The organism is Pseudomonas sp. 43mfcvi1.1, assembly GCF_900115935.1.
In the GTDB taxonomy this organism is placed as follows: domain Bacteria; phylum Pseudomonadota; class Gammaproteobacteria; order Pseudomonadales; family Pseudomonadaceae; genus Aquipseudomonas; species Aquipseudomonas bijieensis.
The window spans coordinates 157,981-178,493 of sequence record NZ_UETT01000002.1 but is presented as its reverse complement, the minus strand read 5'-3'; the positions used below and the strand labels follow the sequence as shown (position 1 = coordinate 178,493).

General features: G+C 60.9%; 22 protein-coding genes and 1 tRNA gene. 12 read left to right on the top strand and 11 right to left on the bottom strand.

Annotated features, from left to right (window positions below):
- Positions 1-512: 512 nt before the first annotated feature.
- Positions 513-953, bottom strand: a complete 441-nt coding sequence (locus DTP52_RS04185) for a hypothetical protein (protein WP_109751989.1) — start codon at positions 951-953, stop codon at positions 513-515.
- Between DTP52_RS04185 and trmL the strand changes: the two genes are divergently transcribed.
- Positions 952-1,407, top strand: coding sequence for a tRNA (uridine(34)/cytosine(34)/5-carboxymethylaminomethyluridine(34)-2'-O)-methyltransferase TrmL (gene trmL, locus DTP52_RS04180; protein ID WP_058546236.1), 456 nt, complete (start codon positions 952-954; stop codon positions 1,405-1,407). The genes DTP52_RS04185 and trmL overlap by 2 nt on opposite strands.
- A gap of 185 nt (positions 1,408-1,592) precedes the next feature.
- Here trmL and secB read toward each other — a convergent pair whose 3' ends face one another.
- The 3 genes from secB to DTP52_RS04165 are packed head-to-tail and all read right to left on the bottom strand — an operon-like array spanning position 1,593 to position 2,784.
- A complete protein-coding gene (gene secB, locus DTP52_RS04175) occupies positions 1,593-2,075 on the bottom strand; it encodes a protein-export chaperone SecB (RefSeq protein WP_109751988.1) in 483 nt (160 codons plus the stop codon).
- A 39-nt stretch (positions 2,076-2,114) separates the two neighbouring features.
- Positions 2,115-2,369: a glutaredoxin 3 gene (gene grxC, locus DTP52_RS04170; RefSeq protein ID WP_109751987.1), complete on the bottom strand. Its 255-nt coding sequence runs from the start codon at positions 2,367-2,369 to the stop codon at positions 2,115-2,117.
- Position 2,370: 1 nt separating this feature from the next.
- Entirely contained in the window at positions 2,371-2,784 is a 414-nt protein-coding gene (locus DTP52_RS04165) for a rhodanese-like domain-containing protein (protein ID WP_109751986.1), read from the bottom strand.
- A 152-nt stretch (positions 2,785-2,936) separates the two neighbouring features.
- Between DTP52_RS04165 and gpmI the strand changes: the two genes are divergently transcribed.
- From gpmI to DTP52_RS04145, 4 genes are all read left to right on the top strand, one after another.
- Positions 2,937-4,466 (top strand): 2,3-bisphosphoglycerate-independent phosphoglycerate mutase, encoded by a 1,530-nt coding sequence (gpmI, locus tag DTP52_RS04160; protein ID WP_109751985.1) that lies wholly within the window; start codon positions 2,937-2,939, stop codon positions 4,464-4,466.
- A gap of 218 nt (positions 4,467-4,684) precedes the next feature.
- On the top strand, positions 4,685-5,977 hold the full coding sequence (locus DTP52_RS04155; protein ID WP_109751984.1) for a murein hydrolase activator EnvC: 1,293 nt from the start codon (positions 4,685-4,687) through the stop codon (positions 5,975-5,977).
- A 32-nt stretch (positions 5,978-6,009) separates the two neighbouring features.
- The gene (locus tag DTP52_RS04150; protein WP_109751983.1) at positions 6,010-7,326 is read left to right on the top strand and encodes a S41 family peptidase; all 1,317 of its coding nucleotides are present in this window, start codon (positions 6,010-6,012) and stop codon (positions 7,324-7,326) included.
- Between the two features lies 1 nt (position 7,327).
- Positions 7,328-8,107 (top strand): divergent polysaccharide deacetylase family protein, encoded by a 780-nt coding sequence (locus tag DTP52_RS04145; protein ID WP_109751982.1) that lies wholly within the window; start codon positions 7,328-7,330, stop codon positions 8,105-8,107.
- Between the two features lie 147 nt (positions 8,108-8,254).
- Here the strand turns inward: DTP52_RS04145 and DTP52_RS04140 are convergent, their stop codons facing one another.
- From DTP52_RS04140 to DTP52_RS04105, 7 genes are all read right to left on the bottom strand, one after another.
- Complete coding sequence (locus tag DTP52_RS04140; RefSeq protein ID WP_109751981.1) at positions 8,255-9,001, bottom strand: ABC transporter substrate-binding protein; 747 nt, start codon at positions 8,999-9,001, stop codon at positions 8,255-8,257.
- Between the two features lie 63 nt (positions 9,002-9,064).
- The gene (hisF, locus tag DTP52_RS04135; protein ID WP_003196830.1) at positions 9,065-9,835 is read right to left on the bottom strand and encodes an imidazole glycerol phosphate synthase subunit HisF; all 771 of its coding nucleotides are present in this window, start codon (positions 9,833-9,835) and stop codon (positions 9,065-9,067) included.
- A 9-nt stretch (positions 9,836-9,844) separates the two neighbouring features.
- Complete coding sequence (hisA, locus tag DTP52_RS04130) at positions 9,845-10,582, bottom strand: 1-(5-phosphoribosyl)-5-[(5-phosphoribosylamino)methylideneamino]imidazole-4-carboxamide isomerase (RefSeq protein ID WP_060739613.1); 738 nt, start codon at positions 10,580-10,582, stop codon at positions 9,845-9,847.
- 42 nt (positions 10,583-10,624) lie between these two features.
- Positions 10,625-10,879 carry a DUF2164 domain-containing protein gene (locus tag DTP52_RS04125; RefSeq protein ID WP_109751980.1) on the bottom strand — a complete coding sequence of 85 codons (255 nt, stop codon included), beginning with the start codon at positions 10,877-10,879 and terminating at the stop codon, positions 10,625-10,627.
- The gene (gene hisH, locus DTP52_RS04120; protein ID WP_109751979.1) at positions 10,879-11,517 is read right to left on the bottom strand and encodes an imidazole glycerol phosphate synthase subunit HisH; all 639 of its coding nucleotides are present in this window, start codon (positions 11,515-11,517) and stop codon (positions 10,879-10,881) included. The genes DTP52_RS04125 and hisH overlap by 1 nt, the downstream gene beginning before the upstream one ends.
- Positions 11,517-12,110 (bottom strand): imidazoleglycerol-phosphate dehydratase HisB, encoded by a 594-nt coding sequence (hisB, locus tag DTP52_RS04115; protein WP_003186751.1) that lies wholly within the window; start codon positions 12,108-12,110, stop codon positions 11,517-11,519. The genes hisH and hisB overlap by 1 nt, the downstream gene beginning before the upstream one ends.
- 269 nt (positions 12,111-12,379) lie before the next feature.
- Complete coding sequence (locus DTP52_RS04105; RefSeq protein WP_109751978.1) at positions 12,380-14,041, bottom strand: OFA family MFS transporter; 1,662 nt, start codon at positions 14,039-14,041, stop codon at positions 12,380-12,382.
- Between the two features lie 528 nt (positions 14,042-14,569).
- Between DTP52_RS04105 and DTP52_RS04100 the strand changes: the two genes are divergently transcribed.
- The 7 genes from DTP52_RS04100 (at position 14,570) to DTP52_RS04070 (ending at position 20,478) form a co-directional block, all read left to right on the top strand.
- The gene (locus tag DTP52_RS04100) at positions 14,570-16,801 is read left to right on the top strand and encodes an AsmA family protein (RefSeq protein ID WP_109751977.1); all 2,232 of its coding nucleotides are present in this window, start codon (positions 14,570-14,572) and stop codon (positions 16,799-16,801) included.
- Positions 16,798-17,865 (top strand): A/G-specific adenine glycosylase, encoded by a 1,068-nt coding sequence (gene mutY, locus DTP52_RS04095; RefSeq protein WP_109751976.1) that lies wholly within the window; start codon positions 16,798-16,800, stop codon positions 17,863-17,865. Before DTP52_RS04100 ends, mutY begins: the two co-directional genes overlap by 4 nt.
- A complete protein-coding gene (locus DTP52_RS04090) occupies positions 17,862-18,134 on the top strand; it encodes an oxidative damage protection protein (RefSeq protein ID WP_109751975.1) in 273 nt (90 codons plus the stop codon). Before mutY ends, DTP52_RS04090 begins: the two co-directional genes overlap by 4 nt.
- A 102-nt stretch (positions 18,135-18,236) precedes the next feature.
- A tRNA-Phe gene (locus tag DTP52_RS04085) sits at positions 18,237-18,312 on the top strand.
- A 116-nt stretch (positions 18,313-18,428) separates the two neighbouring features.
- Positions 18,429-18,758 carry a DHCW motif cupin fold protein gene (locus DTP52_RS04080; protein ID WP_109751974.1) on the top strand — a complete coding sequence of 110 codons (330 nt, stop codon included), beginning with the start codon at positions 18,429-18,431 and terminating at the stop codon, positions 18,756-18,758.
- 61 nt (positions 18,759-18,819) lie between these two features.
- A complete protein-coding gene (locus tag DTP52_RS04075) occupies positions 18,820-19,227 on the top strand; it encodes a hypothetical protein (protein ID WP_109751973.1) in 408 nt (135 codons plus the stop codon).
- Positions 19,228-19,428: 201 nt separating this feature from the next.
- The gene (locus tag DTP52_RS04070) at positions 19,429-20,478 is read left to right on the top strand and encodes a YhcG family protein (RefSeq protein WP_109751972.1); all 1,050 of its coding nucleotides are present in this window, start codon (positions 19,429-19,431) and stop codon (positions 20,476-20,478) included.
- Positions 20,479-20,513: the final 35 nt, after the last annotated feature.

Below are 20,513 nucleotides of genomic sequence, written 5' to 3'. Positions count from 1 at the left end.
TCGCTGAATTTGAAGGCCCAATCGCGAGCAGGCTCGCTCCCACAATGGATTTTCGGTGTTCGCGATATTTGTGAGCACCACCAAACCCTGTGGGAGCGAGCCTGCTCGCGATGCTTTTTAAGGGTGCCATGCACCGCACCAATGCACCATGAACCGCAATTGCGCATGCCTTATGAGCAGGAGCCACTCGATCCTCCTCGGAAAAACCAGCTCAAATAAAAGCCAAAGCCCCGGAATACGGGGCTTCGCGCACCATCAGCAGTTTTTTTGTGACAAGCCATTAAAAACTGGCACGACCCCTGCAGTAACTCAATCACTACCCAGTTTCGGGGACCTTGGTACAGGCAGGCCGGGGATTCCCCACTTTTATACCGGGCTCATCGAGCCCACTGTTTTGGGGGCCTTGATACAGGCAGGTCAAGGTTTCCCTTCTTTACACCCAGGGCTATGCGCCGAGCGCCAGCCCTCCCGTTTTGGGGACCTTGGTACAGGCAGGCCGGGGATTCCCTCTTTTATTGCTCCTGGAGACGGATCTCCAACCGCCAGCGGTCATCCACCTCGCTGCCGGTCCACTCTCCCCGCAATGGACGCGCCGCCACCAGTGTCAGCAACAATCCCTTGTCACTCAATCGCACTCGCCAGTTCACGTCCTTGCCATTGAGCTTCAACTGACCGCTCTGCGGTCGACCTTCTGCTTCGAACAACAGCGCTACCGAGCCGTCGATGACTTCCCCGTGTAGCTTGGGTTCGTTGTTGAACCAGACCACCACCCCACCGTCAGCCATCTCGACCTGCTGCAATACGCTCGGTTCGGGCGTGGTCAGGCGTCCGATCATCAGTCCGACCATCATGCCGAAAATCGCCAACGAGCCCATCACCCGAGGCATTAGCTTCGAACGTTCATCGGTTTGCGGCGTAGAATGCCGCTCATCTTTGTCTGCGGAGCCGTGCATGTTTCACGTCATCCTTTTTCAACCGGAAATTCCGCCGAATACCGGCAACGTCATCAGGCTGTGCGCCAACAGCGGCTGCCACCTGCATTTGATCGAACCGCTGGGCTTCGAGATGGACGACAAGCGCCTGCGCCGAGCCGGCCTCGACTACCACGAGTATGCCACTTTGCAGCGTCACGCCGACCTTGCCAGTTGTCTGGAAAGCCTCGGGCATCCACGCCTGTTCGCCTTTACCACCAAGGGTTCGCGGCCATTCCATGACGCCAGCTTCGTCGCCGGTGATGCGTTCCTGTTCGGCCCGGAAAGCCGTGGCTTGCCAGCCGAGGTGCTGGACGCCCTGCCCGCCGACCAACGCCTGCGCCTGCCGATGCGCGAAGGCTGCCGCAGCCTGAACCTGTCCAATACCGTGGCGGTGGCGGTTTACGAGGCGTGGCGGCAGAACGGTTTCGCCTGAGCCCTTGCTGTCAGCCAGAAACACCTGTGGGAGCGAGCCTGTGGGAGCTGAGCTTGCTCGCGATGAGGTCGACACGGTTCAACTGCAAAACCGCGTCATCGTTCATCGCGAGCAAGCTCAGCTCCCACAGGGCTCGCTCCCACAGGTTTTATGCTCGGCTGACGGACGCTAGCCCGCCCTGCCGCTTACTGAACGGTCGCGCCGCCTTCTTGCTGCATGCGTTGCAGCTCTTGGGCGTACAGGGCGTCGAAGTTCACCGGAGCCAGCATCAGGGCCGGGAACGAACCACGGGTCACCAGGCTGTCCAGGGTTTCGCGAGCGTACGGGAACAGGATGTTCGGACAGAACGCGCCCAGGGTGTGGCTCATCGAAGCGGCATCCAGGTTCTTGATCAGGAAGATCCCGGCCTGCTGCACTTCGGCGATGAACGCCACTTCGTCGCCGTTCTTCACGGTCACCGACAGGGTCAGCACCACTTCGTGGAAGTCTTCTTCCAGGGCTTTCTGGCGGGTGTTCAGGTCCAGGCCTACGCTCGGTTCCCACTGCTGGCGAAAAATCGCCGGGCTTTTCGGGGCTTCGAAGGACAGGTCACGGACATAAATGCGCTGCAAGGAGAATTGCGGTGCGGCTTCTTCTTCGCTGGCAGCTGTGTTCTGTTGGTCAGTCATCGCAGATCCTTCTTACTTTCAGGTTCTATTAATGGAAAATCAGGCCTTGAGCATCGCATCGAGCTTGCCGGCGCGCTCCAGGGCATACAGGTCATCACAACCGCCCACGTGGGTGCTGCCGATCCAGATCTGCGGCACGGAGGTGCGCCCGGCTTTCTGGGTCATTTCGGCGCGCAGTTGCGGCTTGCCGTCGACCTTGATCTCTTCGAAAGCCACGCCTTTGTTCTGGAGCAGGAACTTGGCTCGGGAGCAATAGGGGCAGTAATCGCTGGAATAGACAACGACGTGGGTCATCTCACTTCACCAGCGGCAGATTGTCGGCTTTCCAGCTCGCCACACCACCGGACAGCTTGGCGGCGGTGAAACCGGACTTCATCAGCTCGCGAGCATGGGTACCGGCGTGCTGGCCTTGGGCATCCACCAGGATCAGCGTCTTGGCCTTGTGTTTTTCCAGTTCGCCGATACGGGCGATCAGTTTGTCCTGGGGAATGTTCACCGCCCCGACAATGTGGCCTGCGGCGTAATCCTTGCTCGGACGGATGTCCACCACCACGCCGGCATCCTTGTTGACCAGCGCGGTCAGCTCGCCGGTGCTCAGGCTGCGACCGCCGCCCTGCATCGTGTGGGCAACCAGCAGCGCCAGCAGCACGACGAAGATACCGACGAGAATGTAGTGGTTAGTGGCAAATTGAATCAGGTGAGCAACCATCGAAGGAGGTTCCAGGGCGTTAAAATGTCGGCCAGTATACACAGCACGCAAGGCCGGCCAAACCCCGCCCGGCGGTGACGCCGTCGGAACTTACCTTTAAACTGCCCGTCCCTTTTCCATCGTCTTCTTTTAACCAGCCACGAGTGGATTCCATGACTACCACGCCTAAACCTTTGGTCCTGATGATTCTCGACGGCTTCGGTCACAGTGACAGCCACGAATCCAACGCCGTGTATTCGGCCAGGAAGCCTGTGCTGGACCGCTTGTGGGCTACCGTGCCCAACGGCCTGATCTCCGGCAGCGGCATGGACGTCGGCCTGCCGGACGGGCAGATGGGCAACTCCGAAGTCGGCCACATGAACCTCGGCGCAGGCCGCGTGGTGTACCAGGACTTCACCCGCGTGACCAAATCGATCCGCGACGGCGAGTTCTTCGAAAACCCGACCATCTGCGCCGCCGTGGACAAAGCCGTGGCCGCCGGCAAGGCCGTGCACTTCATGGGCCTGCTGTCCGACGGTGGCGTGCACAGCCACCAGGACCACCTGATCGCCATGGCCGAACTGGCCTTCAAGCGCGGTGCCGAGAAAATCTACCTGCACGCCTTTCTCGATGGCCGTGACACCCCGCCGAAAAGCGCCGCCTCGTCCATCGAGCTGCTGGATGCGACGTTCCAGGCCCTCGGCAAGGGGCGCATCGCCAGCCTCATCGGCCGCTACTACGCCATGGACCGTGACAACCGTTGGGACCGCGTGGCCCAGGCCTATAACCTGATCGTCGACGGCAGTGCCGAATTCAACGCCACCACCGCCCAGGAAGGCCTGCAAGCGGCCTACGAGCGCGGCGAAAGCGACGAATTCGTCAAAGCCACCACCATCGGCGAGCCGGTGAAGGTTGAAGACGGCGACGCCGTGGTGTTCATGAACTTCCGTGCCGACCGCGCCCGCGAGCTGACCCGCGTGTTTGTCGAAGACGGCTTCAAGGAGTTCGAGCGCGCTCGCCAGCCAAAACTGGCCGGTTTCGTCATGCTGACTCAATACGCTGCCAGCATCCCCGCGCCGTCGGCCTTCGCCGCTGGCAGCCTGGAAAACGTGCTGGGCGACTACCTGGCGAAGAACGGCAAGACCCAGCTGCGCATCGCCGAGACCGAAAAGTACGCCCACGTGACGTTCTTTTTCTCCGGCGGCCGTGAAGAACCCTTCCCGGGCGAAGAACGCATCCTGATCCCTTCGCCGAAAGTCGCGACCTACGACCTGCAGCCGGAGATGAGCGCGCCGGAAGTGACCGACCGCATCGTCGACGCCATTGAAAACCAGCGTTACGACGTGATCGTGGTCAACTACGCCAACGGCGACATGGTCGGCCACAGCGGCGTGTTCGACGCGGCAGTCAAGGCCGTGGAATGCCTGGACACCTGCGTTGGCCGTATCGTCGAGGCCCTGGAAAAGGTCGGCGGCGAAGCGTTGATCACGGCTGACCACGGCAACGTCGAGCAGATGTCCGACGAATCCACCGGCCAGGCCCACACCGCCCACACCACCGAGCCGGTGCCGTTCATCTATGTCGGCAAGCGCGACTTCAAGGTTCGCGATGGCGGCGTACTGGCTGACGTGGCACCGACCATGCTGATGTTGTTGGGCATGGAGAAGCCGGCGGAGATGACCGGGACGTCGATCCTGGTCTGATTCAACACAAATCCCCCTGTGGGAGCGGGCTTGCTCGCGAATGCGGTCTGCCAGTAGACATTTATGTGTCTGGTCTACCGCATTCGCGAGCAAGCCTGCTCCCACATTGGTTTTTGGTGTTTTTTGGGCCAGTTATCACACAGTCCCAAATGGGCGTTTTTTTTGCAGCGTGGGGCGGGCATACTAGGCCGTCCCTTTCCCTGGTGTCGCCCGCCTCTATGCTTCGCGTCCTGATAGCCCTCGTTCTGACCTGCCTGCTCCAACCGGCCTTTGCCGACGAGCGCGCGCAAACCCAACAGCAGTTGGAAGCCACGCGCCAGGACATTGCCGAGCTGAAAAAGCTGTTGGGCAAGTTGCAGGAAGAGAAATCCAGCGTGCAGAAAGACCTGCGCGGCACCGAGACCGAGATGGGCAAGCTGGAGAAGCAGGTCGACGCCCTGCAAAAAGAGCTGAAGAAAAGCGAATCCGAGCTGCAGCGGCTCGATGGAGAGAAAAAAAAACTCCAGAGCGCGCGCACTGAACAGCAAAAGCTGATCGCCATCCAGGCCCGGGCGGCCTACCAGAACGGTCGCCAGGAATATCTCAAGCTGCTGCTCAACCAGCAGAACCCCGAGAAATTCGCTCGCACCCTCACTTATTACGATTACCTGAGCCAGGCCCGCCTGGAACAGCTCAAGAGCTTCAACGAAACCCTGCGCCAGCTGGCCAATGTCGAAAAAGACATCGAGCTGCAGCAGGCCCAATTGCTGGTGCAAAAGAGCAGCCTCGACACCCAGCGCGAAGAACTCGAGAAAGTTCGCAAGGAGCGCCAGGTGGCCCTGGCCAAGCTCAATGACGACGTGAAGGCTCGCGACAGCAAACTCAAAGCCCGCGAGCAGGACCAGGCCGAACTGGCCAACGTATTGAAAACCATCGAGGAAACCCTGGCCCGCCAAGCCCGAGAGGCGGAAGAGGCGCGCCAGAAAGCGCTGATCGCCCAGCAGGAAGCCGAAAAAAAGCGTTTGCGTGAGGCCCAGGCCGAAGCGGACTCCGGCGACGCTCCGCGCAAACCGGTCAAATCCAGTCCTGGCGCGCTGGTTTCCAGTGATGGCGAAACCTTCGGCGGCGCTTTTGCTTCAGCCCGAGGCAAACTTCCATGGCCGGTCAATGGTCGATTGCTTGCACGCTTCGGTGAAACCCGTGGCGACGATACTCGCACCAAGTGGGATGGGGTGATGATCAGCGCTTCGGCGGGCAGCCAGGTGCATGCTGTTCATGGCGGGCGCGTGGTATTCGCCGACTGGCTGCGTGGTGCCGGCCTGCTGGTGATCCTGGATCACGGCAACGGTTATTTGAGCCTGTACGGCCACAACCAGACGCTGCTCAAGTCGGCGGGGGATGTGGTCAAGGCCGGTGAGTCCATCTCCACGGTCGGTAACAGTGGCGGGCAGGATACGCCAGCACTGTATTTCGCTATTCGTCAGCAGGGTCGCCCCAGTGACCCGGCCCAATGGTGTCGTGCGCAAGGATAAGCGCGCCCATCCTATTAAGGAGTTCGTTCGACATGCTGCATTTGTCCCGCCTTACCTCGCTGGCCCTGGCGATCGCCCTGGTGATCGGTGCGCCCCTGGCTTTTGCCGCCGACCCGGCCCCGTTGGCGCCAGCCAGCACGGCCGCGACCACCAAGGCCCCGCTGCCGCTGGACGAACTGCGCACCTTTGCCGAGGTCATGGACCGGATCAAGGCCGCCTATGTGGAACCGGTGGATGACAAGGTGCTGCTGGAGAACGCCATCAAAGGCATGCTCAGCAACCTTGACCCGCATTCGGCCTACCTGGGGCCAGAAGACTTTGCCGAGCTGCAGGAAAGCACCAGCGGCGAGTTCGGTGGCCTGGGTATCGAGGTCGGCAGCGAAGACGGCTTCGTCAAGGTGGTCTCGCCGATTGACGACACCCCTGCATCCAAGGCCGGCATCCAGGCCGGAGACTTCATCGTCAAGATCAATGGCCAGCCGACCCGCGGCCAGAGCATGACCGAAGCCGTGGACAAGATGCGCGGCAAGATCGGCCAGAAGATCACCCTGACCCTGGTGCGCGATGGCGGCACGCCGTTCGACGTGACCCTGACCCGTGCGGTCATCCAGGTCAAGAGCGTGAAGAGCCAGTTGCTGGAGTCGGGCTACGGTTACATCCGCATCACCCAGTTCCAGGTCAAGACCGGCGAAGAAGTCGCCAAGGCCCTGGCCAAGATGCGCAAGGACAACGGCAAGAAACTCAACGGCCTGGTCCTGGACCTGCGCAACAACCCCGGCGGCGTACTGCAATCGGCGGTGGAAGTGGTCGATCACTTCATCACCAAGGGCCTGATCGTCTACACCAAGGGCCGTATCGCCAATTCCGAGCTGCGCTTCTCGGCCACCGGCAACGACTTGAGCGAAGCCGTGCCACTGGTAGTGCTGATCAACGGCGGCAGCGCCTCGGCCTCGGAAATCGTCGCCGGCGCCCTGCAGGACCAGAAGCGTGGCGTGGTCATGGGCACCACCAGTTTCGGCAAGGGCTCGGTGCAGACCGTGTTGCCACTGAACAACGACCGCGCCCTGAAGATCACCACCGCGCTGTACTTCACGCCCAACGGCCGCTCCATCCAGGCCCAGGGCATCGTCCCGGACATCGAGGTGCGCAAGGCCAAGATCACCAACGAGCAGGACAGCGAATACTTCAAGGAAGCCGACCTGCAAGGTCACCTGGGCAATGGCAACGGTGGCGCCGACAAGCCGACCGGCTCCGGCGCCAAGGCCAAGCCAATGCCCCAGGATGACGACTATCAGTTGGCCCAGGCCCTGAGCCTGCTCAAAGGATTGAACATCACGTCCGGCCGCTGAGATGGGCCTGCGTTTCACCTTCGTCCTGCTGTGCCTGCTGGCAGGGGCCGTTAATGCGGCTCCCGCCACATCCTCCTTGCCGCACAAGGCGTACCTGAGCCTGATCATCGACGACCTGGGGCAAAACCTGCCTCGGGATCGCCGGGTACTGGCCCTCCCCGGCCCCGTCACCGCCGCGATCATGCCGGACACACCCCACGCAGCCGAATTCGCCCGCGAGGCCCATCGAGCCGGCAAACTGGTCATGCTGCACATGCCCATGGATCCAGCCACAGGGCCGTTCGCCTGGCATCCGGAACTGCCCATCGAAGAACTCGGCAAACGCCTGGACGCCGCATTCGCCGCCGTGCCCTACACCAGCGGGATCAACAACCACATGGGCAGCCGCATGACTGCCCAACCCCAGGCCATGGCGTGGTTGATGGCGAATTTGCAACAGCGCCACAAGTTTTTCGTCGACAGCCGCACCAGCGCCCAGACTGTCGCCGCCGCCGAGGCGCAGAAGATTGGCCTCGCCAGTGTCTCGCGGGATGTGTTCCTGGATGACGAGCGTACCGAAGCCGCCATTGCCCACCAGCTTCAGGTGGCCATTGAACTCGCCCGTCGGCAGGGTTCGGCAGTAATGATTGGGCATCCCTACCCGCAGACCCTCGCAGTGCTCGAACGCGAACTACCTCGGCTCAAGGCCGAGGGCATCGAATGGATCGACATCAAGTCGATGATCAGCCTGCGCAGTAATCGCGCGATGGTCGGGCATGGGAAAGATGGGGTTTATCGGTAGCGGCTGAGCGCCATCTCAAACCGCGACACCGCCATCGCGAGCAGGCTCGCTCCCACAGATTTCCGGGCGCCTACAGAAGTCAGTTCCACCGCCAAGCCTGTGGGAGCGAACCTGCCCGCGATGCGGTGGTACGGTCGGGTACAGCGCTCAGAGATACCGCGCCAGGATCGCATCCACCGCACCTTCCTTACGCAGCTGGTCCAGGGCCGCTTGCAGCCGGGCAACCACGTCGTCAGGCACGTTTTTATTCAACGCCAGGTACAGCTCGGCACTGTTGAATCGCAGTACGGTCTTGAGGTCGTTCACCCCTTCCTGGCGCGCCAGGTAACGCCCGGCAGGATCTCCGGTGGCCCACAGGTCGATCTGGCCGCTCAGCAGTTTTCTGGCGTTGTCCTGATCGCGCAATACCACAATCGGCTTCAGGCCCTGCTTGGCCAATGTCTCGGCAATCGCGTCGCCCTTGTAGGCGCCAATCCTGTATTGGCGCGCCTGTTCCAGCGAGTCGAGGGCGATCTTGCTGTCAGCCTTGGCGAGCATGATCCAATCATCCGGGCCGATGGGGCCGACCCATTTGAAAAGCTTTTCGCGCTCCGGCAATCGCGCCATGACAAACACGCCATAGCCAGGGTTTTCCAAGGCGAGTTTGTAGATTCGCTCCCAAGGGAAACGTAGCGTCAGGCTATAGGAGATGTCGGCGCGCTTGAATATTTCGCGGACGATGTCCACGGCAATGCCGTTGATGTTCTCGTCCTGGGCGAAGTTCTTGCCGTTCTTGGCCATGTTGTACGGCGGGAAGTTTTCCGTCAGCAATACCAATGACGTATCGGCGGCGCGGGCGGTACCTGCAAGTAGCAACGTGACGCCGGCAAAGGCAAGAACGAGACGTTTGAGCATGTCGGGCTACCGCAATCCATGGTGTGCCCAAGAGTGCCTTGGGCCCGCCATGGTGTCCAGCGATCAGCGAATGCAGATACCGCGATGCGCCATATAGGCCTTGGCTTCCGGCACGGTGTATTCGCCGAAGTGGAAGATGCTCGCCGCCAGTACTGCACTGGCGTGGCCTTCGAGGATGCCATCAGCCAGGTGTTGCAGGTTGCCGACGCCGCCGGAGGCGATGACCGGGATGCCCAGGGCATCGCTGATGGCGCGGGTGACTCCGAGGTCGAAGCCGTTTTTCATGCCGTCCTGGTCCATGCTGGTCAGCAGGATTTCACCGGCACCCAGGCCTTCCATCTTCTTCGCCCATTCAACGGCGTCGAGGCCCGTGGGTTTACGACCGCCGTGGGTGAAGATTTCCCAGCGCGGGGTTTCGCCCGGGCCGGAGACCTTCTTGGCATCGATGGCCACGACGATGCATTGCGAGCCGAAGTGCTGGGCCGCTTCGCCAACGAATTCCGGGTTGAACACCGCCGCGGTGTTGATGGACACCTTGTCCGCACCGGCGTTGAGCAGGTTGCGGATGTCCTGCACGGTGCGCACGCCACCGCCCACGGTCAGCGGGATGAACACCTGGCTGGCCATGCGCTCGACAGTGTGCAAGGTGGTATCGCGGCCATCGACGCTGGCCGTGATGTCGAGGAAGGTAATCTCGTCCGCACCCTGTTCGTCGTAGCGACGGGCGATTTCCACCGGGTCGCCGGCGTCACGGATGTTCTCGAACTTCACGCCCTTGACCACCCGACCGTTGTCCACGTCCAGGCAAGGGATGATGCGTTTGGCCAGCGCCATGGTGAGTCCTCAGCCTTTGTAGGAATCGCAGAAGGCCTGGGCCTCGGCGACGTCCAGGGTGCCTTCGTAGATCGCGCGACCGGTGATCGCGCCGATGATGCCCGGCGCCTTGGCGTCGAGCAGCGCCTTGATGTCGCCCAGGTTATGGATACCGCCGGAAGCGATCACCGGGATCTTCGTGGCGGCGGCCAGGGCGGCGGTGAACGGGACGTTGCAGCCCTGCATCATGCCGTCTTTGGCGATGTCGGTATAAACGATGGCGGACACGCCGTCAGCCTCGAAACGCTTGGCCAGGTCGATCACCTGCACGGTGCTGACTTCAGCCCAACCGTCGGTGGCGACGAAGCCGTCTTTTGCGTCCAGGCCAACGATCACCTTGCCCGGGAAGGCGCGGCAGGCTTCGGCGACAAACTCAGGCTCCTTGACGGCCTTGGTGCCGATGATCACGTAGCTCACGCCAGCCTTGACGTAGTGTTCGATGGTTTCCAGCGAACGAATGCCGCCGCCGATCTGGATCGGCAGGTTCGGGTAGCGCTTGGCGATGGCCGTGACCACTTCACCGTTCACCGGCTGCCCTTCGAAAGCGCCGTTCAGGTCAACCAGATGCAGGCGACGGCAGCCGCCCTCCACCCACTTGGCGGCCATGCTCACCGGGTCATCGGAGAACACCGTGGAGTCTTCCATGCGGCCCTGACGCAGACGTACGCATGCGCCGTCCTTGAGATCGATAGCGGGGATAATCAGCATCTGGCAAACCTTCAAATACGAATATTCAGCTTGGCTCGAAAATCAATTCTTCTCGAGCGCCCACAAGTCGCTTTCAATGCTTTCGAACCTTTCTTTAAGGTGCGTCTGCACATCGAAAATCGCCCTGTTGTAATAGTGCGGTGCAATTTCGCGGGTAAACAGGTCAAGAATTTCCGCCGCTTCGAACGAACCCAGGTCCAGTTCGAAACGCTCCTCCATGAACCGCTGGATCTTGCGGTTCGCTTCACCCTCCTGCTCGGGCGTGAGGGTGAGGATCGGCGGTTTCTTGCGGGCCATTACCAGCGCCCGTCCCACGCGGCGAAGTTCTGCAGCAGTTGCAGGCCATGGGTATGGCTCTTCTCCGGGTGGAACTGCACGGCGAAGCGCGAACCATCGGCCAGGGCCGCGGCGAAATCGACGCCATAGTGACCGCTGCCCACTACCTGCCGCGCATTGCCGGCCGCGATGTAGTAGCTGTGCACGAAGTAGAAGCGCGCCAGGTCCGGAATGTTGTGCCACAGCGGGTGATCCACTGTCTGCTTCACTTCGTTCCAGCCCATGTGCGGGACTTTCAGGTGTTCGCCGTCTTCATGCAGGCCCTTGCCAAAAAACTTCACCTGGCCTGGGAACATGTTGATGCAATCGACACCGTCGTTCTCTTCGCTGCGTTCGAGCAGGGCTTGCATGCCCACGCAAATGCCGAGGAACGGACGGTCCTGGCTGACTTCGTGCACCAGCTTGTCGAAGCCCAGGCGACGAATCTCGGCCATGCAATCGCGAATCGCACCGACGCCGGGGAAAACCACCCGGTCGGCTTCGCGAATCACATCGGCATCGCTGGTGATCAGCACCTTGCCGGCCCCCACGTGCTCGAGGGCCTTGGCCACCGAGTGCAGGTTGCCCATGCCATAGTCGATAACCGCGACCGTCTGCATTACAGCACGCCCTTGGTGGAAGGCATCTGGCCGGCCATGCGGTCATCGAGCTCCACGGCCATGCGCAGCGCGCGGCCGAAAGCCTTGAACACGGTTTCGATCTGGTGGTGGGTGTTGTGCCCGCGCAGGTTGTCGATGTGCAGGGTCACGTTGGCGTGGTTGACGAAGCCCTGGAAGAATTCCTGGAACAGGTCAACGTCGAAGCCGCCGACGGTGGCACGGGTATACGGCACATGCATCTGCAGGCCCGGGCGGCCGGAGAAGTCGATGACCACACGCGACAGCGCTTCATCGAGCGGCACGTAGGCATGGCCGTAGCGACGGATGCCCTTCTTGTCGCCGATGGCCTTGGTAAAGGCCTGGCCCAGGGTGATACCGACGTCTTCCACCGTATGGTGGTCGTCGATATGCAGGTCGCCCTTGCTGACGATGTCCAGGTCGATCAGCCCGTGACGGGCGATCTGGTCCAGCATGTGCTCAAGAAAAGGCACGCCGATATCAAACCGGGCCTTTCCGGTGCCATCCAGGTTGATCGAGGCTTTGATCTGGGTTTCCAGAGTGTCGCGCTCGACAGACGCCTTACGTTCGGCCATCACCAGCTCCGCAAAATCATTGGGCGAAAAAGGCAGCCATTATAGGGGCGCGAGCGGCAAACAGAAACACGGGAGGTGATATCCCTGACGGGTTGTCGGCGATAGACATGTCCATACAAGCTTTCGCCTACACACAAAACAAATGTGGGAGCGAGCCTGCTCGCGATAGCGGTGCATCAGAAGACAATGATGTCGACTGACACGCCCTCATCGCGAGCAGGCTCGCTCCCACATGGGTTGCCCTTACCCAATGGGTCAGGGCAACGGTCTTAGCGGAACAACACCGCCGTCTTCTGCAGGGTCACCCACACACCCCACGCCAACGGAATGCCCACCACCAGCCAGGCAGCGACCGCCAGGGGCTTGGTGCCTGGCGCGGCTTTCCACTCCAGCGAAGTGGTGCTGTCTGCGCCCTTGTCATGGCCCAGCGCCTGTTCGGCGGCCAGTTCGGCGTCGGTCATGAAGTACTTGTCGGCAACCGGACGGACCAGCAGGTTGCACAGGAAGCCCAGCACCAACAGACCGGAGAGGATGTACAAGGTGATGTCATAGGCCGCGGCGCGTTCAACGCCGATGCTCAGTTGATATTCACGCAGGTAGTTCACCAGCACCGGACCCAGCACGCCCGCCGCAGCCCATGCGGTCAACAGGCGACCGTGGATCGCGCCGACCATTTGCGTACCGAACAGGTCCGCCAGGTAGGCCGGCACGGTGGCGAAACCGCCGCCGTACATCGACAGGATGATGCAGAACGCCGCCACGAACAGCGCGACGCTACCCAGGTGCCCCAGGTTCGGGATCAGCGCGTACAGGGCAAAGCCCAGGGCGAAGAACACGAAATAGGTGTTTTTACGACCCAGGTAATCCGAGAAGGATGCCCAGAAGAACCGACCACCAATGTTGAACAGGCTCAGCAGACCGGTGAAACCGGCGGCGATAGCCGCGATCTGACCCAGTTGCGTAGCGTCCAGCTGGCCGAACGGCAGGTCATTGCCGAGCAACTTGCCGCCGAACACTTCCTGCAGCAGTGGCGAAGCCATACCGAGGATGCCGATACCGGCGGATACGTTCAGGCACAGCACCAGCCAGACCAGGCGGAACTGCGGGGTTTTCCAGGCAACGTTCACGTGAACGTGGCGATGGGTGATCATCGCGTTCGCGGCTTTCTTCGGTGCCGGGGTCCAGCCTTCAGGCTTCCAGCCAGTCGGCGGAACGCGGTACGACAAGGCGCCACCGATCATGAACACGAAGTAGATCGCGGCCATGACCAGAAAGCTCTGCCATACGCCCACGCCAGTCGGCGAGGCGAAATGGCTCATCAGCGCTGCGGCCAGCGGTGCACCGACCATCGCACCACCGCCGAAGCCCATGATCGCCATGCCGGTGGCCATGCCACGCTTGTCCGGGAACCACTTGATCAGGGTCGATACCGGGGAGATGTAGCCCAGGCCCAGACCGATACCACCGATCACCCCGGAACCGACCCACATCAGCCAGATCTGGTGGGTATAGATGCCCAACGCGGAAATCAGCAGGCCACCGCACCAGCACAATGCCGAGACAACACCGGCCTTGCGCGGCCCGGCGTGTTCCAGCCAGCCGCCCCAGATGGCTGCCGAGCAACCCAGGAAGATGAAGAACAGGGTGTAGATCCAGCCGAGCATCGAGATCGGCCAGTCACATTGGGACGAAAAGACTTGCGAGATGAAGCTCATGTCCGGTGCACAGGCCACAGGCTTGGAGATACCCAAGGCTTTGGACAGTGGCAACCAGAACACCGAAAAGCCGTAGGCCATGCCGATGCACAGGTGAATGGCCAGTGCGGCCGGTGGAACCAGCCACCGGTTGAAACCGGGCTTGGCGATGATGCGTTCCTTGGAGAGGAACGCTGGCTGGTCGGCGATGCCGCCCGCCGTGATGCTCGTGCTCATTGTGTATCCCCCAGTTATTGGAATGGTTCGCCAGCCACGCATCACCCTCAGCCTTCATTGCACGCAGGCATGGCTGTATTTTCTGGTGAAGCTCCATAGTGTGCGACATCAAGTCGCAGAAGGGCGGACGAACGGGCAAAGGTTACCATTTGCTCGCGGCAGAAAAACCAAAGTGATATCACCTTTTTCGTGCCATCTGTCTTATCGCACACTTGCTCGCTTTCTGTAGGGGACTAACGATTTATTTTTTCAGGAGTTGAGCCCCCTCTCTGTGGCGAAGGGATTTAGCGAAACGTCGCACCAGCCCGCTTGGGTGCACGAAGTGGCCTCGAAACCAAACGCTTCGATCCATCAGGTTGTGATTGTCTTTGCTGATATCAGTGTTGCTTCGCAACCCTGCGGGGATAAATCCCCTCGCCACAGGTCTATGTTCGGCAGCCTGGCAGGAGAACGATCCTCCAACGCGCCACCAACTCAGGGCGTTATACTCCCGGCTAAATTTTGAACTCAACCTACAAGGATTCGCCCATGAAAGCGTTCGGCAAAATCCTGGGTCTGGTACTTCTCGGGCTGTTGCTGATCATTGTGGCCCTGGGCTTTGCCCTGACCCACCTGTTCGATCCCAACGACTACAAAGAAGAGATCCGCCAGATAGCCCGCGACAAGGCCCACATCGAGCTGACCCTCAATGGCGACATCGGCTGGAGCCTGTTTCCATGGCTGGGCCTTGAGTTGCACGACGCCAGCGTCGCGACCTTGGCCAGTCCTACCCAACCTTTCGCCGACCTGCAGATGCTCGGTCTTTCGGTTCGGGTGATACCGCTGCTGCGCCGGGAAGTACAAATGAGCGATGTGCGGGTCGAAGGCCTGAACCTGCGGCTCAACCGTGACAAGAACGGTCACGGCAACTGGGAAGACATCGGCAAGGTGCCAGCCTCCACGACGACGGCGAACGCCCCGGCACCGGTGCCGACCGAGCAACCGACTTCGCCCGCCAGCACCCCGGCGGAAAAACCTGCCCAGCCAACCCGCCTGGACATCGACAGCCTGACCGTGAACAACGCCCGCGTCGAATACACCGACGAGCGGACCGGCAAGCTGTTCACGGCCGAGAGCATCCAACTGAGCACCGGCCCGGTCCACGACTCCACCAATATCCCGGTCACCCTGACCGCCTTCCTGTCCAGCAATCAGCCAGCCGTACGTGTACGCACCGAAGTGACGGGTGAACTGCGCTTCGAACGCGCCCTGCAACGCTACAAGTTCGAGGACCTGAAACTGTCCGGCGAAGCCACGGGCGATCCCTTGCAGGGCAAAACCCTGAACTTCGCCGCCCAAGGCCAACTGTTCCTGGACAAGGCGGCAAACGTCGCCGAGTGGACCGGTATCAAACTGTCGCTCAATCAACTGCGCGCCCTGGGTGAACTGAAAGTCAACGACCTCGACAAGACCCCGCAATTGAATGGCGGTGTGTCGATCGCCCAGTTCGATCTGGCGAAGTTCGTCGACAGCGTCGGCCAGACACTCCCGGCCATGGCCGAAGGCAGCCTGAGCAAGGTCGAACTGGTCAGCCGCATTGCCGGCACGCCGACCAGCGTCGAACTCAACAACATCAACCTGAAGATCGATGACAGCAGCTTCAACGGTCGCATCGCCGTGGAAGACTTTGCCAAACAGGCCTTGCGCGTGCAGCTCAAGGCCGACACGTTCAACGTCGACCGTTACCTGCCGCCAAAGTCCGCCGAAGCCGACAGTTCCAAGGCCGCCCGCGAGGCCGAAGTCAGCAACACCGAGGTCAGCGCCATGGCCGGTGCCGGCAGCACACCGCTGCCGAGCTCTCCGACTCAGGGGGCCTGGAGTAATGATCGGCTGTTCCCGGTGGAACGCCTGAGCAAGCTGGACCTCGATGCCGACCTGACCTTCGGGCAACTGACCCTCGATAAACTGCCGATCCAGAACGCTGCACTCAAGGCCACCGGCCTGGGCGGCCTGCTGACCCTGGAGAACCTGCGCGGCGATCTGTACAGCGGCAACTTCGAAACCAAGGGCACCCTGGACGTGCGCCAACCTACGCCACAGTTGAGCCTGCAAACACGCATCAACCGGGTCCCTGCCGAGAAGATCATCGAAAGCCAAGGCAAGAATCCGCCGGTCAAAGGCCTGGTCACCGTCAACAGTGCGATCACCGCCAGCGGTAATAGCCAGAAGGCCCTGATCGACAGTCTCAACGGCAACGCCGGGTTCGTCATCAACGATGGCGTACTGCTCAATGCCAACCTCGAACAGCAATTGTGCAAAGGCATCGCCACCCTCAATCGCAAGACCCTCAGCGGCGAACCGCGGGGCAAGGACACGCCGTTCCAGCAACTCAACGGCAATCTCACCTTCAATAATGGCGTTGCCAACAACCCGGACCTGAAAGTCCGCATCCCCGGCATGACCGTCAATGGCAACGGCGATATCGACCTGCGGGTGTTGGGCATGGATTACCGCGTCGGCGTCATCGTCGAGGGCGACAAGAGCGACATGCCCGACCCGGCCTGCCAGGTCAACGAACGCTACGTCGACGTTGAATGGCCATTGCGCTGCCGTGGCCCACTGGAGCTCGGGGCGAAGGCCTGCCGCCTGGACAACGACGGGCTGGGCAAGGTCGCGGCGAAACTGGCCGGCGACCGGCTCGGCGACAAGATCGATGAGAAGCTCGGCGACAAGGTCAGTCCGGAGCTGAAAGACGCACTCAAGGGGCTGTTCAAGCGATGAGAGCCGAGCAGTTTTCCACCGCCGTCCTGGACTGGTTCGACCGCCACGGGCGCCATGATCTGCCCTGGCAGCAGGACATCACGCCCTATCGGGTGTGGGTCTCGGAAATCATGTTGCAGCAGACCCAGGTCAGTACCGTGCTCAACTACTTCGACCGGTTCATGGCCGCGCTGCCCACCGTCCAAGCCCTGGCCGCCGCGCCGGAGGACGAAGTGCTGCACCTGTGGACCGGGCTGGGCTATTACACCCGCGCGCGCAATTTGCAGAAAACCGCGAAAATCGTTGTCGACCAATACGGTGGGGAGTTTCCCCGGGACGTGGAAAAACTCACCGAGTTGCCGGGCATCGGCCTGTCCACCGCTGGCGCCATCGCCAGTATCAGCATGGGCCTGCGGGCACCGATCCTCGATGGCAACGTCAAACGGGTGCTGGCGCGTTTCACCGCCCAGGAAGGCTATCCGGGCGAGCCCAAGGTAGCGAAACAGCTGTGGGCCACCGCCGAGCGCTTCACGCCACAGGACCGCGTCAACGCCTACACCCAGGCGATGATGGACCTGGGCGCCACCCTTTGTACCCGCAGCAAGCCCAGTTGCCTGCTCTGCCCGCTGAAGCAAGGCTGCGAAGCCCACATGCTGGGCCTGGAAACCCGCTACCCCATTCCCAAGCCACGCAAGGAAGTGCCCAAGAAGCGTACCTTGATGCCAATGTTGGCCAACCACGAGGGCGCGATCCTGCTTTACCGCCGCCCTTCCACAGGGCTGTGGGGCGGGCTGTGGAGCCTGCCGGAACTCGACGATCTCGACGACCTGCAACACCTGGCCCTGCAACACTCGCTGGAATTGGGTAGCCAACAGCAAATGCCAGGCCTGGTGCACACCTTCAGCCACTTCCAGTTGGCGATCGATCCCTGGCTGGTCCGGGTCCGGGAAACCGGCCATCACGTGGCCGAGGCCGACTGGCTCTGGTATAACCTCGCCACCCCGCCGCGCCTGGGCCTTGCCGCCCCGGTCAAAACCTTGCTCGAACGCGCGGCCGCCGTAATGAACGCAGGAGAGTTGCAATGACCCGCACCATCATGTGCCGCAAGTATAAAGAAGAACTCGAAGGCCTGGAGCGCGCGCCGTTCCCGGGAGCCAAGGGCCAGGACATCTTTGACCACGTCTCGGCCAAGGCCTGGGCCGACTGGCAGAAACACCAGACCCTGCTGATCAATGAAAAACGCCTGAACATGATGAACGCTGAAGATCGCAAATACCTTCAAGGCGAGATGGACAAGTACTTTTCCGGTGAAGATTACGCCAAGGCCGAAGGCTACGTGCCGCCGTCCGAATAAGCTGTTCAGCGCGGGGGTGGATCGTAAGCGACGGTAATAATTAAATATTTTTTGATAACGTGCTTGACGCCCCCCCGAAAAACCCGTTTAATGCGCCCCGTTGCCCAGATAGCTCAGTCGGTAGAGCAGGGGATTGAAAATCCCCGTGTCGGCGGTTCGATTCCGTCTCTGGGCACCAAATACCGAAAACCCCGATCAAGAAATTGATCGGGGTTTTTTATTGCCTGGGATTTTCTTCCTGTGCATTGTCGACTCAGCTACATTCGTCCGCTCCCCTCCAGCAAGCGAGTCGACATGGACATCACCGGTATCCCCTTCGGCACCACCGATTGGTCCACCATCGAACCCACCGAGCACAAAGGCGTCACCGGAACTGCCTATTGGCGCACGCGGCAATTCGGGGATATTCGGGTACGCATGGTGGAGTACACCGCCGGGTATCTGGCCGACCATTGGTGCACCAAGGGTCACATCCTGTTTTGCCTCAAGGGCGAGCTCCATACTGAGCTCGAAGACGGTCGGCAATTTTTGCTCAAGCCCGGCATGAGCTATCAAGTCGCCGACCAGGCCGAGCCTCATCGATCCTCCACTTCATCGGGGGCGACGCTCTTCATAGTGGATTGAGATTCGAAGCGTGCGCGTTGAAGCTGTAGGACAGATGGCCTTATCCATCAGGAATCCGACCATGTCATCGGCGAACAAACAGCACAAGCGCAGCCAGCGCGCCAAGGCGAAAGCCAAGCAGAACCGCACTCAGCGTGCTGCTGCGCCAAACGATTTCCTGGACCCGAACGACGAGCGCATCGATCTGGAAACCGTGGACCTGACGGAGCTGTTCCAACTCATGAGTGCCGCCGAAAAGATCAGCCAGAAGGCGATGTGCGAAGCGTTCCTGGCCCATCCCCTGCTGGCGCTGGTGCTGGAGCAGGAAGGAGAGGAAGAAGCGACCGACTTCATCTTTACCGCACTGATCGAATACCGCCGTCTGACCACGGGCGTGGATGAGCAGACCGCGCTGGATTGGGTGGAAAGCAAGCAATTCCAGGCCGATTATGTGGCTGCATCCCAGGCGCTGACGCAAGGCCAGGACTGACTGTCTGGCCGGGGCCGCGGTGGATGACGCCCTGCGGGGATAGTTCCTACAAACCGGGGTCAACCAAGACGGGGCGGCGTCATCCCCGTCCTGCATCAATCCGCTATTTTTCCTCCCAAGCAATCAGCCCCGTCCGGCATCATCGAAACGCCGCCCGGAGCATCCTTGCGGTCCGCCCCTTCTCAATGGCTGGACACTGCGATGACGCCACTGCTGCCCCAAGATGACCCACAGCTCGCCCCCTTGATCAACGAACTCGGCGAGTTGATTCGCCAGGCACGCCAGAAGGTCCTGCGAGCCGTCGATACGCTCCAGGTACAAACCTGCTGGCAGATCGGCCGGCATATCATCGAGTTCGAACAGGGTGGCGCCGAACGGGCGGCTTACGGGGCACGGTTGTTGCCATCGCTGGCTAAAGTGCTGACGGCACGGTTCGGGAAGGGATTCGATGCCTCGAATCTGCGCTACATGCGACTTTTTTATCAAGCATTTCCAATGTGTGACGCACTGCGTCACGAATTGAGTTGGACCCACTATCGAGTATTGCTGCGTGTCGAAAATACTCCTGCACGCCATTGGTATATGAACGAAGCCGCAACGCAAAACTGGTCCACCCGCGCCCTGGAACGCCAGATCGGCAGTTTCTATTACGAACGCCTGCTGGCAAGCCGCGACAGGCCGGCGGTGGAGCAGGAAGCCACCACCCATATCAAGGAGATGAACCTCGGCCCCCGGGATATCGTCAGGGATCCGGTGGTCCTGGAATTCCTCGGCCTGCCCAATGCCGGCGCGCTACTGGAAACGGAACTGGAGCAGGCCTTGATCGACCAGCTACAGGGTTTCCTTCTCGAACTGGGCAAGGGCTTCGCCTTCATCGCCCGTCAGCAACGCATCAGCACCGAAAGCAAAGACTTCTACCTCGACCTGGTCTTCTATAACTACCTGCTCAAGTGCTTCGTGATCGTCGACCTCAAGCGTGGCGAACTGAGCCATCAGGACATTGGGCAGATGGACATGTACGTGCGCCTCTACGACGAGCTGAAACGCGGTCCTGATGACAAACCCACCGTCGGCATCATTCTCTGTTCCCGGAAAGACGAATCAGTGGTGCGTTACTCCGTATTGCAAGGCAATGAACAACTGTTCGCCAGCCAATACCAGCTGGTGCTCCCCACGGAAGAAGAGCTGCGCAAAGAGCTGGATCGCGAGCGAGCGCGACTCGAGGAGGGGCAATCGGGCACAACGGCTTGAAGAAATGAGAGCCGATCTGATGGACGCGCACTCAA